We start from the raw sequence: 12,434 nt of genomic DNA on the forward strand, positions 1-12,434 counted from the left end.
GGTTTATTTTTTTAAAAACAAATCCTTGCGCTTCAACCCATTTGCTTTGATTAAATGCCTCCATCCCATTTCTGCAGCAAGTTTATACAAAATTCTTGGAAAATTTGCTGTAATAAATATATTTTCTCCTGAAGTACCTTTTAATATATTACCTGAAAATTCTTTTAATGCTTTTCCTAAATTTTTTTTAGGTCCATGTCCAATTGGAACATTTTTTAAGGATGTTATCATTCCCCCTGCTCCAATTCCAACTCCCTCTCCCCACTTAATACCTGCTTTTTCACACCAATTCTCTATCATTTCAATTACCAATTTATTCTGATGACCTTCATAGAATCCACAATTCACAAGACAATAGACAATAATCTCTTTTTGTTCTATTTTTGTAAAAAACTTTTCCAATTGAATAAGACAGTTTAATAGATGAGATGGAATTCCATCTACATACAGAGGAAAAGCAAATACCAATATATCACATTTCGCCAGTTCTTCCATCTGTTTTAAAGTTAATTTCTTTTTATTGAATTTATATTTGGAAATTATACTGTTGTCCAAGAAAGGCTTCAAGTCATTTAATATACAACCAGAAGCACTGTCTTTTGTTTTAGGACTTCCGTTAATAAAAGCTATCTTCATAATATCTGTCCCTTCATTTCAAAAATGTTACGAATAAATTTAACCCTATCTACAATGCAATGTAAATTAATTGAATTGGCCTTTACAAGCTTTTTAGCAGTTTGTCGTTCTCTTTCTGTTATATTCTTACCATAAAAATATACTTGCATGTTTATATTATTATTATATCGTCTCCTATGATGCATTTCCCCATTTTTTATTATAAAATAAGGATGCAGATAAGAAATACTTCTGTCCAATACATTCTTGACAAATGGGCTAAATCCTCCATAATAGCATTCACTAATAATAATAACATCACTGCATTTTGATAAATATTCCCCCATATCTTTATATTTATCATGTATTACACAGGCTGCAGGTGTCTTTATCCAGCACCCGAAACACCCTATGCAATTATGTATTGTCCCATCGTCTGAGATAATTATCATATCATCTAATATATTGGAAAATATCTTTTTTAAATCATCAGCTTTCAGATCATGTATTAATAATTTCATTTATCACTCATCTCCTATAAGCAGCCACGCCATTATTCAAATTAGTATACTTGCACTCTTCTTTAACCTCTTTCGATTATTTATAATGAAATTATACTACTATATTATAAACTCCCATATTCAATTCCCTGTCCAGGTAAACAATCCTAACTTCCTTTCTCCATCTTCTTTTAAATATATCATATTAAAGTAATTAATTCTTGTATGATATTGCAATTGATATAATATGCAGCTGTCCTGCTAACATTGTGTAATTGATTTTCATTAAAATATACCTGAACTTATTAGAGAAATACAATTTCATTTAATGCACAGGTTCAGGTATAGTCTATTATAAAATAATTATTTATTATATATTTTGTTTATATTTGAACTATCTGAAGTTTTCTTTTTATAATTTCTAAAAGATTCTTCTATTTCTTCCAGTGATTTGTTAAGGGTTTCTGGTACAAATTTATACGTATATGCCCACGCTATAGCTCCAAGTATGACAAATATTATAAATGCACCTGATAATCCAAATTTTGATAGCAAAGTAGGAAATACAACTCCAACACAGAAATTGGCTATCCATAAGAAAAATGTAGATATTCCCATGCCGAGTCCTCTTAATCTAAGTGGAAATATTTCAGATAACACAAGCCAAATTACCGGCCCAACAGTTCCCTGGAAAAAAGCCAAGAAAACCATAGTCAATATTATTACCAGATAAGGAAGAATGGCCTGTCCTTGTAATAAATGTGTAAGAATAGCTATTGTCAGCATAGATAACGTACTTCCTGTATATCCAGTAAGCAGCATAGTTCTACGTCTAATTCTATTTGAAAAAACCTTCATATAAATTATTGTAACTATAACAGCTATGGATCCATTTCCTATATTGGCAATCAATGCTGCCTTAACACCAAATCCAGCCTTTTCCAAAACAGTAGTTCCATAATACATCATTACATTAATTCCCGCTATCTGCTGTATAATACCTATTCCTATACCAATCAATACAAGACGGCGAATCCATGATTTATTTAACCTTCTTTCTTAATAATAAACTCTTTTATAAATTAGAAGACATCCTCCATAATTAGTACTGACGTGCCTCACCAAGATTTTTCTTTATTACATTTTCATATACATCATGAATTCTCTTGCTCTTGGATACCTGGGCCAATCCCACTCTCCACCAGGAACCATATTTATGAATCATTGTCTTTGGCAGTACTTTTATGTCTATAAGAGTAGATACCTTTTGTTTCTTTGAATCTATTATTGCTTCTTTTAACTCTTCTATCGTCTTTACAGTATAGGTCTTGCATCCATAGGAAGCTGCATTCATGGCAAAATTCATAGGAACAAGGCCTCCGTCCAACTTCCCGGTTTTTGGATTTCTGAATCTGAATTCTGTTCCAAAACTGTTCATTCCATGTTCCATCTCAAGGTTGTTTATACATCCAAAAGCCATATTGTCAAACAGTACTACATTTATCTTTTTTCCTTCCTGAATAGAGGTTGGAAGTTCAGAATGAAGCATCATATAAGAACCATCTCCGACAAATGCATACACTTCCCTGTCAGGCTCTGCAATCTTTACACCCAGTGATGCATTTACTTCATATCCCATGCATGAAAATCCATATTCTACATGATAGGTATTGACACCCTTTGGCCTCCATATTCTCTGCAAATCTCCAGGCAAACTTCCTGATGCACCAACTACAATATCATCATTAGCAAGCATTTCATTAAAGATACCTACAACTCTTGATTGTGTCAGGCATGAACCGGTTATTTCCTTGAATTCTTCAAATACCGACGGATCAAGATGATCCTGTATTTCAGGCACAAAACCTTTTTCTTTATACTCCGTACTGTATACTCTCCTCACTTCTGCATCCAGTTTGTCCCTGGCCTCTTTTATTTCAGTTTTGTATGAGGACTTATACCCTGTTTTTGAAAGTTCATTTGTCAAATCTTCCAATGCTGCTTTAGCATCAGCTACAACTCTAACTCCATCCAATTTATAAGCATCAAATCCAGCTATATTTATATTGAGAAAATCAACTTCAGGATTTTGAAACAACCATTTTGACGATGTTGTAAAATCTGTATATCTTGTACCAACACCAATTATAAGATCTGCCTTTTTGGCAATCATATTAGAAGCCAAACTTCCTGTTTCCCCTATTCCCCCAAGGTTCAATTTATGATCCCACACTATTGCACTCTTTCCGGCCTGAGTCTCTCCAAATGGTATGTTGAATTTTTCTGCAAAGTTTTTAAAAGCCTCTGCAGCTTCAGAATATTTTACTCCACCACCGCATACAAGCATAGGCTTCTTTTTCTTTAAAATGAGTTCAACTGCATCCTTTATCATTTCTTTCGTTGCGGGTGTTCTTTCTATTCTGTGTACTCTTTTCTGGAAAAATTGTTCTGGATAATCATATGCCTCACCTTCAACATCCTGAGGTAATGCTATGGTAACCGCTCCTGTATTTACAGGGTCTGTCAAAACCCTCATTGCATTTATGCAGGCTGTCATGAGCTGTTCAGGTCTTGAAATCCTGTCCCAATATTTGCTTACAGCTTTAAAAGCATCATTTGTGCTTATTGTAAGATTGTTAAACTGTTCCATCTGCTGCAGTACTGGATCAGGCTGCCTTGTAGCATATACATCTCCTGGAAGGAATAGTACAGGTATTCTGTTTGCACTTGCTGTAGCAGCTGCTGTCACCATATTGGCAGCACCAGGCCCAACTGATGAAGTACACGCATATATTTGTTTTCTCAATTTTTGTTTTGCAAATCCTATGGCAGCATGAGACATTCCCTGTTCATTTCTTCCCTGATGTACTATCAAATCTCCATGATCTTCTTCCAACGCCTGACCAAGTCCTACTACATTTCCATGTCCAAAAATTGTAAAGATACCTTTGACAAATTTAGTTTCAACACCATCAAATTCAACATATTGATTGTCAAGAAATTTCACCAGTGCCTGTGCAACTGTAAGTCTTATTTTTTTCATAATTTAACCTCCTTCCTTATTTGTCAGGCCATATTTTTACGTCTTTTTCCCATAACCATTTATGTTCTTCAACATCAATTCTGTCAGTCCATGGATTATTTTTAAGATGCCTTATCATCCAGCAGTAATACATTGCATATCCAGGTGCCGAAGTCTGGGGATGGACATCTCCCCCATGAATGGCAACATAGCTGTTGTCCGATATCTTATGGGCATCATCTCCAGTAAGGCATAATCCCAACCCCTGAGGTTTGTTGAATTTATAATAATAAACTTCAGGCTGCGGATGATAATGTGGAGGATAGCTTGACCATTTTCCTGGGAATGTAATAACTTCTCCCATTACCATATTTGAATAAGGGGCATTATGATAGTCAAATACGGTTCTTACAATTCTTCTTGCAGTATCATTCCATACTCCTTTGCCAAATATATCACCTTGACAATCTTTCGGAAAATATAATTTCGGATCAAAGTCGTTTTCATTTTCAGCAGCCTGAAAGATTATTTCACTTTCTTCTTGAGCTTTTACTGTTACTTTTGTACCATGTGGAACATGAATACACCATGGTTCTTCATCAAACACTGAATGTCTCTCCATTATCTGATTATTGCCATGCCAGTCTACTTCAATTTTGCCGTCTAAAAGAAGAACAGCCATTTCCTTGTTATTTTCTTCATAAGATTCTTCTGAATTTTTTCTAATCCTGTTTACTGATATATCCATAAGCATTTCTTTATGCGGGCCATTTATTCCACATATTTTATTTTCACCAAATTTTAAAGAACCCAAATTACCAAATTCACTTAAACTCATATGCTAATTCCTCCCAACTATAATATTCTGCTTTAATATCTTGCCACCATTTCACCGTATTTGGCCTTTTCTTCTTTTATAAATTTTTTTATTTCTTCCACTTTAGGCATTGCATCTGAACAACTATGGCTTGCAACAAGCATTGCAGCTGAAGCACTTCCGAATTCAAGAGCATCTATTATATCCCATCCTTCAAGAAGTCCATATATGAAAGCTGAACCATAAGCATCCCCACCTCCAAAAGATTTCATCAGTTTAACAGGGAATGGTTTGATACTGTATTTTCTTCCATCTTCCGTATAGGCTGTAGATCCATCTTTGCCATGCTTTATAACAACTATCTTGTTTCCATATCCAATCCATCTGTTTGCCGTTTCAATATCACTGCTGTTTTCTGCAACAAGACCTTCCATAAGGTTGAATTCCTCTCTTGAGCCTATTACCAGATCACTGTTTTTACCCATCATTGAATAATAAATTGCTATTTCATCTTTGTTTTTCCAATTGTACTTTCTATAATCTATATCAAAGATTACAATCGTATTGTGTTTTTTTGCATATTCCATTGCTTTAAGGGCAGCTTCTCTTGAAGGACTCTGAGCAAGAGCTGTTCCTGATATGGAGATTGCTTTTGTATTTCTTATATAATCTTCGTCAATTTCATCTACATTCAAGCTTAAATCTGCAATACTGTTTCTATACATCAATATACTGCTTTCTGTAGGGCTGAGTATTTCAGTAAAAGTAAGTCCAAGAGATTCTCCATTCTCTGCCCTATAAATTTGAGAAACATCTATGCCTTCCTTTTTGAAGTAATCAATAATAAAATCTCCAAATCTATCATCTGATATCTTACCTATAAATCCAACTTTTTTTCCAAGTCTAGCAAGCCCTACAGCTACATTTGCAGGAGATCCTCCAAGGTATTTCTTGAAAGTTGCACTTTGTGCCAAAGTCCTGTTTATTTCCACCGGGTTTAAATCTATAGTTGCCCTTCCCAAAGGTATAACATCAAATTTTCTGCCATTGTCAAATTGAATATACTGCATTTTTTCTCCTCCCTAGGCTTTATTATTACTTCCAAAAATTTTTATATGCTTTTTAACATTTAAATATGCACCTTCAATTTCAGCTTCATGCAGCTTGAAATAGTCTGTGTGCTCATGTTTCCTGCATAATTCTTCTACCTTCTGAGCAACCGAAATAAATGTAGCAGTAGCTATATTTATCTTTCTCACCCCATATGAAACACATTTTCTAAAATCATCATCACTTATACCGGAACCTCCATGTAAAACCAGAGGGACATCCACCTTTTTATAAATATTTTTCAATACATCGAAATTTAGATTAGGCAGACCTTTATAAACACCATGAGCATTTCCTATGCCGATTGCAAGCGCATCAACCTTTGTTTCACTATAGAATTCATATGCCTCACCCGTATCTGTATACATGGCAGATATATCCTCTGAACCATCTTCGCTGCCTCCCACTCTACCAATTTCAGCTTCTACTGAAGCACCGTATTCTTGGGCTTTTTTGATGACACTTTTAGTTAAATCAATATTTTTGTCCAGAGTATATTTGGAACCATCTATCATAACAGAGGTAAATCCTAAATCAAGTGCCTCATGTATACAATCCATAGTCAAACCATGATCCAAATGCACTGCTACGGGAACTTTGGCTTTTTTAGCTGCCTCCATCATTACAGGTCCTATTAAATGCAGCGGTGAATGCTTCAGCCTGCTTTCTGCAATCTGCAATATTATAGGTGATTTCAATTCTTCTGCAGCCTTGACAGCTCCTATTATCATTTCCATATTTGCGATACTAAAAGCACCTATTGCATACTTTCTGCCTTCAGCTTCATCCAGTAATTCTTTTAATCTTGTCAGTGACATAGCTTCACCTACTTCCATAATCCTTTATATATCTCTATTATGTCTTCCTTTTTAACTTTTCTTCTTGTGTTTTGAGGACTTCCACTTTGAAGTGCATCTTCAGCCATCTTGTCCAAATTTTCCATGAATATACTCTTTTCAACTCCAAATTTCTGTAATGTCTGTACATTTAATTTTGTACAAAGATTTCTAACAGCCTCTATAAATTTCTCTCCTGCCTGTATATCACTCATATTTTTTTCATATACTCCAATTGTCCTGGCCAAAGTACAGAATTTATCAGGTGCACCAGACAAAATAAAATCAAGGCAATCTGTTAAGAGCATTGCATTTGATAATCCATGTGGTACATGAAACAATGCACCTATAGGTCTGCTCATACCGTGTACTATAGTAACGGAGGAATTGTTAAATGCTATTCCTGCTTGAAGTGCAGCTATAGACATTTCTGTCCTCGCATTGACATTTTTTCCATTATTATAAGCTTCCAACAAATTATCAAATATCTTTTTTACTGCAGATAGAGAAAATATTTCTGACATAGGTTGAACAAGTTTTGACGTATAGGATTCTATAGCATGGGTGAGTGCATCCAATCCTGTAGAAGAAGTAACATTTTTAGGAGAAGTAATTGTAAAAATAGGATCTATTACTGAAATAGTTGGTATTAGATATGGTCCTTTTAACAGCATTTTTATATTTTTTTCAGTATCTGTTATTATGGTAAATTGAGTTGCTTCTGAGCCAGTTCCAGCTGTGGTTGGGATTGCCACCAATGGAGGAGTTTCTTTTTCAATTATCTTTCCAAGATAATCGTTTATCTCACCTGAATTCGTTATCATTGCACCTATGGCTTTCATTGTATCAATAGGACTTCCACCACCCAGTGCTATTAAAAAGTCACAATTGTTATCTTTGTACTGCTTGATTCCATTGTTGACCATAACATCTGTAGGTTCTCCATTGACGTCATGATAAATAGAATAATTAACTTCCAGCTTATCCAATAAATTAGTAATATTGCTTATGCTATCCAGTTTAATCATCACATCATCTGTAACTATAAGTGCCTTCTTGCCCAATAGTTTTATATCTTCACTAGCTTTATCCAGGGCCCCCTGGCCTGTAAAAACATATCTTGGCATTAAAAATAAATTACTCAAAACTTCACCTTCTTATATTTTTTTGATTATTTGTTTGTGAATTTATGATTATTTGTTGATTAAATATTACCACTTATAGTTTCATTATGTCAATATGTTTATTAAAACTTTGTTAAAATAAATTTGGATAAACATATTTTAGTTATTTATTGATCAAGTTATTGTTAACATTTGAATTGAATTGTTTACTTTTTTGAGTTTTTATATATAATTATATATAAGGGCATAGTAAATTTATTAATAAAAACATTTTAATTGTACTTTTAATGAAAGGAGAAAGCCATGAAACTGAAAAGGATACAAAAAATAGAAGAATATATATTAGATAATAAGACAGTAACACTAGACCAATTGGCTAATATATTTAATGTTTCAAAAAACACAATAAGAAGGGATGTAAGTGAGTTAGTTGAAAAAGGTACAATAAAAAAGGTATACGGAGGTGTATCTGTAAATTCCAATCCCCTTATTCCTTTTGATAAAAGGCAAATAAAAAACAGCCATCCAAAATCTTTAATAGCTGAAAAAGCAGCTGAACTGATTAATGATGGTGATATAATATTTGTAGATTCGGGAACAACTACAGTAAACCTTGCATATTTTCTAAAGGATAAAAAAAATATAACCATAATAACCAACAATCTCAATTTCATCAATAAATGTATAAAATATGACAATATAAATATAATTTCTACTGGTGGCAGTCTGGTAAGAAATACAAATTCATTTGTAGGTATAGATACACTGAACCTTCTAAAAAAATATAATATAAACAAAGCTTTTATGGCTTCTACAGGAATATCTTTAACAAATGGTGTAACAAATGGTTCTCCACAAGAAGCTGAAATAAAAAAACTTGTGATTAGCAAAAGTACCCTGGTATATGTGTTAATAGACTATTCAAAATTTGGAACTTCTTCTTTAATGACATACTGCTCAATAGGAGATATAGATTATCTAATAACTGATAAAGTGCCACCAGAGGAATATATAGAATTCATTAACAAAAACGATGTGAATTTAATAATAGCACAAGATGACAACTGTATATATGCACAAGGATAGTTTTTATATATTGTATAGAATAAATCTTTAGAAAAGGATTGCTGAAAACCATCTTCCTATTTTAAATAGGAAGATGATTTTCAGCAGTCACCGTTACTCATATTTCACTTTTCTCTTCCTTTGGCATTGCTATGGATATAATCAATGAAAGTACGGATATTGCTATCAATATTATAAATAGTACATGAAGAGAACTATTCAGGGAAAGCTTTATCTGTTCAACAGTTGCATTGGAATTATATCCGGATGCCTTGTATAAATTACCCGGATCTACTCCTTTAATTCCTATCCCCACAAAATATTTAACTATAAATAAATTGAATATACCTCCAAATACACTTACTCCTATTGTTTGTCCCAATGTTCTAACTAGAGCGTTGGATGCAGTTACAGCACCCCTTTGATTGTATCCTACAGATTCCTGTATAACTATGGTCAAAGTAGTAAAAGCTCCTCCAAATCCAAAACCCATTATAAAAACATATATTAATACCAGTAAAATCGGAGAATTTATGCCCAGGGTAGGAAGCAGCATTGTACCTACTATAAGGATGAAATTTGAAACCAAAACTACGAATTTTGCTCCACGAACTACTATAAGTTTTCCCAAAACTACTGAAGCTATAAGCCAGGCAACTGACATTGGAGCAAGAGCCAAACCTGATATTTTTGCACTGAATCCAAGTACATTTTGTATATATATGGGGAAATATACATCTGCACCTATCAATACAGTTGATGCTAGAAAACTTACTAAATTTGTTATTGTAATTGATCTTGTAAATATACTGAATGGGATAATTGGTTCTTCCGCTTTTTCTTCTATTTTATAGAATGCAATTAACAATACAACAGCAGCTAAAACTGATATTATATTGAATATATAAGTGGAATTTTTATTTTGGCCTGACACAAAAATATTTAAAAATATAATCATGGCCAATGATAAAGTAACAATTCCTGCAAAATCAATTTTGCATCTTTTCTTTTCAAAATTTTCTTTTATATTTTTTTGTATAAGTATGACTGACAGTATTCCAAAAGGCATATTTATAAAAAAGATCCAGTGCCAGGACAGAGTATCTATTAAAATTCCTCCTAAAAATGGACCTGTAAGACTTGCTACTCCCCATACAGTGCCTATAATGCCCTGAACTTTCGGTCTCTCTTCAATAGTAAATACATCACCTATTATTGTATATGTAAGTGTAAATATCGAACCTGCACCCAATCCCTGAATTACACGAAACCCTATAAGCATGTACATGTTCTGTGATAGTCCGCACAGACAACTTCCAATTAAAAACATTATTATTCCTATGGAAAGCATATTTTTTCTTCCATATAAATCCGACAATTTGCCATATATAGGTGTAGAAATTGCAGAGGCCAATAAATATACTGAAAATACCAGGCTGATGATTTGAAATCCCTGCAAATCCCTTGATATGGTTGGAATGGCCGTAGTAACCACTGTACCCTCAACGGCTGCCAGGAACATTGCAACAGTCAATGCCATTAGTATGTTTTTCTTTCTTGAACCCACTTTTAATCACTTCCTCATTATCATGAATAAAAATACAGATATTAATTTCAAGGAAATCGATACCTGCACTGTATTTTGTAATCCTTTAATACATAGAGATTATATCATTATATTTTATTTATTAATAGGTTAAATTCGTTATAATAAGCTGCAAAATAAATTATGGACAATCTGTCATTATTCTGATAATATATATGTATTATATTAAAGGCATTGATGTGAAAGAGTAATTACATACATGAAACAAAGAGAGAGAATGCAGGTGGAAATTTCTCATGATTGATGTAATGAAGGTAGTCACAGAGCTTTAAACTGAAAGCTTCAGGCAAGTAGGCTTTAACGGAATCCCACCGTTAAGAGGGAACTAGTATCGGCATATGTTGCCCGTACTATGTTGAGAGTGTACATTTGTACAAAATTAGGTGGTACCACGGAAATTTACCCTTCGTCCTATTATATATAGGATGAAGGGTTTTTGATATTTCCAAATGCGCATTGGAAATATCACCAAAAATTTTTAGAAAGTGGTGAAATATAAATGAGTATAAAATTTGCTGAAAGAATGAATAAAGTCCAAAAATCCTTTATAAGAGAAATTTTAAAAGTTACAGAAAATCCAAATATAATATCCTTTGCAGGCGGTCTTCCAAATCCTCTATCCTTTCCAATCAAGGAAGTTGAAGAAGCGTCTATAAAAGTTTTAAATGAAAATGGCAGTGATGTACTCCAATACAGTACAACTGAAGGTTACCGCCCTCTAAGGGAATACATTGCACAAAGATATCTTAAAAGATTCGGTTTAAAGGTTGATGCCGATGAAATATTAATAACAAATGGCTCACAGCAGGGATTGGACTTGCTTGGAAAAATATTTTTGAACAAGGATGACAATGTTCTTATTGAACGTCCCGGATATTTAGGTGCAATACAGGCATTCTCAATTTTCGAGCCGGTTTTTAATTCAGTTCCCGTAAATAATGATGGGGTTGATATTGATTTACTGGAAAAATCCCTTGCTATGAATAGTCCAAAATTATTCTACACAGTTCCCAACTTTCAAAATCCTTCTGGAACTACATATTCAGAAAAGAACAGGAAAGCTGCTGCAGACATTTTGAAAAAATATGATACAATTCTCATTGAAGATGATCCCTATGGTGAACTGAGATTTATAGGAGAGGACCTACAGCCTATAAAAACTTATCTGGGAGATAAATCCGTTATGCTTGGTTCATTTTCTAAGATAGTAGCTCCTGCAATGAGGCTTGGCTGGATATGTGCCAAAGGTGAAATCATGGAAAAACTAATAACTGCGAAACAGGCAGCTGATCTCCACACAAATTATTATTCACAGAGAGTAGTCCATCAATTCTTAATGGACAATGACATTGAAGACCATATAAAAAAGATCAGAAAATTGTACAAGGGGCAGAGAGACTGTATGGTGTCAATGATTGAAAGATACTTTCCTGAAGGCATAAAGAGCACAAAACCTGAAGGTGGAATGTTTCTGTGGGTAACCCTTCCTGAAGGTATTTCATCTTTGGAACTGTTTGATCTTGCAGCCAAAGAAAATGTTGCCTTTGTTCCAGGAGATCCATTTTATGTCAATGTAAAAGGCAGCAACACATTGAGGCTCAACTATACAAATTCCGACGAAAAATCCATTGAAGAAGGTATTAAAAGGTTGTCTAGAGCAATCAGGAAATTATAACTTGTATGACTTAATAAATAAGCCTCATACCCTCACAGGATATATCCTATGTGAGTATGAGGTT

The 12,434-nt window shown here is 33.7% G+C and carries 11 protein-coding genes and 1 other annotated feature; of the genes, 2 read left to right on the forward strand and 9 right to left on the reverse strand.

Features of this window, described 5'->3' with window-relative positions; translation table 11 throughout:
* Nucleotides 1–3: 3 nt before the first annotated feature.
* From KM800_RS00625 to KM800_RS00660, 8 genes are all read right to left on the reverse strand, one after another.
* Entirely contained in the window at nt 4–636 is a 633-nt protein-coding gene (locus tag KM800_RS00625) for an NAD(P)H-dependent oxidoreductase (RefSeq protein ID WP_217811339.1), read from the reverse strand.
* The gene (locus tag KM800_RS00630; protein WP_217811340.1) at nt 633–1,136 is read right to left on the reverse strand and encodes a flavodoxin family protein; all 504 of its coding nucleotides are present in this window, start codon (nt 1,134–1,136) and stop codon (nt 633–635) included. The genes KM800_RS00625 and KM800_RS00630 overlap by 4 nt, the downstream gene beginning before the upstream one ends.
* Nucleotides 1,137–1,478: 342 nt before the next feature.
* Entirely contained in the window at nt 1,479–2,150 is a 672-nt protein-coding gene (locus KM800_RS00635; protein ID WP_080629771.1) for an MFS transporter, read from the reverse strand.
* 67 nt (nt 2,151–2,217) lie between these two features.
* Nucleotides 2,218–4,158: a 3D-(3,5/4)-trihydroxycyclohexane-1,2-dione acylhydrolase (decyclizing) gene (gene iolD, locus KM800_RS00640; protein WP_217811341.1), complete on the reverse strand. Its 1,941-nt coding sequence runs from the start codon at nt 4,156–4,158 to the stop codon at nt 2,218–2,220.
* Between the two features lie 16 nt (nt 4,159–4,174).
* Nucleotides 4,175–4,975 carry a 5-deoxy-glucuronate isomerase gene (locus KM800_RS00645; protein ID WP_017752932.1) on the reverse strand — a complete coding sequence of 267 codons (801 nt, stop codon included), beginning with the start codon at nt 4,973–4,975 and terminating at the stop codon, nt 4,175–4,177.
* A 32-nt stretch (nt 4,976–5,007) separates the two neighbouring features.
* On the reverse strand, nt 5,008–6,024 hold the full coding sequence (iolC, locus tag KM800_RS00650; RefSeq protein WP_039652899.1) for a 5-dehydro-2-deoxygluconokinase: 1,017 nt from the start codon (nt 6,022–6,024) through the stop codon (nt 5,008–5,010).
* Nucleotides 6,025–6,036: 12 nt separating this feature from the next.
* Nucleotides 6,037–6,882 carry a class II fructose-bisphosphate aldolase gene (locus KM800_RS00655; RefSeq protein ID WP_026093976.1) on the reverse strand — a complete coding sequence of 282 codons (846 nt, stop codon included), beginning with the start codon at nt 6,880–6,882 and terminating at the stop codon, nt 6,037–6,039.
* Nucleotides 6,883–6,890: 8 nt separating this feature from the next.
* Entirely contained in the window at nt 6,891–8,045 is a 1,155-nt protein-coding gene (locus tag KM800_RS00660) for an iron-containing alcohol dehydrogenase (protein ID WP_217811342.1), read from the reverse strand.
* A 282-nt stretch (nt 8,046–8,327) separates the two neighbouring features.
* Here KM800_RS00660 and KM800_RS00665 point away from each other — a divergent pair, with 282 nt between their 5' ends.
* A complete protein-coding gene (locus KM800_RS00665) occupies nt 8,328–9,110 on the forward strand; it encodes a DeoR/GlpR family DNA-binding transcription regulator (protein WP_217811343.1) in 783 nt (260 codons plus the stop codon).
* Between the two features lie 97 nt (nt 9,111–9,207).
* On the opposite strand, the gene KM800_RS00670 is transcribed toward KM800_RS00665, so the two are convergent.
* On the reverse strand, nt 9,208–10,656 hold the full coding sequence (locus KM800_RS00670; protein ID WP_017752937.1) for an MDR family MFS transporter: 1,449 nt from the start codon (nt 10,654–10,656) through the stop codon (nt 9,208–9,210).
* Nucleotides 10,657–10,860: 204 nt separating this feature from the next.
* Nucleotides 10,861–11,112, forward strand: a binding site (T-box leader).
* Nucleotides 11,113–11,194: 82 nt separating this feature from the next.
* On the opposite strand from KM800_RS00670, the gene KM800_RS00675 reads away from it, so the two are divergent.
* Nucleotides 11,195–12,370: a PLP-dependent aminotransferase family protein gene (locus KM800_RS00675; protein ID WP_147565334.1), complete on the forward strand. Its 1,176-nt coding sequence runs from the start codon at nt 11,195–11,197 to the stop codon at nt 12,368–12,370.
* Nucleotides 12,371–12,434: the final 64 nt, after the last annotated feature.

The sequence above is a fragment of the Clostridium tyrobutyricum genome (assembly GCF_019144085.1).
GTDB lineage: Bacteria > Bacillota > Clostridia > Clostridiales > Clostridiaceae > Clostridium_B > Clostridium_B tyrobutyricum_A.

Excerpts from the sequence above, each read along its gene's own strand:
- KM800_RS00665 (WP_217811343.1), top strand. The coding sequence starts at position 8,328 with ATGAAACTGAAAAGGATACAAAAAATAGAAGAATATATATTAGATAAT.
- iolC (WP_039652899.1), bottom strand. The coding sequence starts at position 6,024 with ATGCAGTATATTCAATTTGACAATGGCAGAAAATTTGATGTTATACCT.
- KM800_RS00675 (WP_147565334.1), top strand. The coding sequence starts at position 11,195 with ATGAGTATAAAATTTGCTGAAAGAATGAATAAAGTCCAAAAATCCTTT.
- iolD (WP_217811341.1), bottom strand. The coding sequence starts at position 4,158 with ATGAAAAAAATAAGACTTACAGTTGCACAGGCACTGGTGAAATTTCTT.
- KM800_RS00625 (WP_217811339.1), bottom strand. The coding sequence starts at position 636 with ATGAAGATAGCTTTTATTAACGGAAGTCCTAAAACAAAAGACAGTGCT.
- KM800_RS00630 (WP_217811340.1), bottom strand. The coding sequence starts at position 1,136 with ATGAAATTATTAATACATGATCTGAAAGCTGATGATTTAAAAAAGATA.
- KM800_RS00645 (WP_017752932.1), bottom strand. The coding sequence starts at position 4,975 with ATGAGTTTAAGTGAATTTGGTAATTTGGGTTCTTTAAAATTTGGTGAA.
- KM800_RS00655 (WP_026093976.1), bottom strand. The coding sequence starts at position 6,882 with ATGTCACTGACAAGATTAAAAGAATTACTGGATGAAGCTGAAGGCAGA.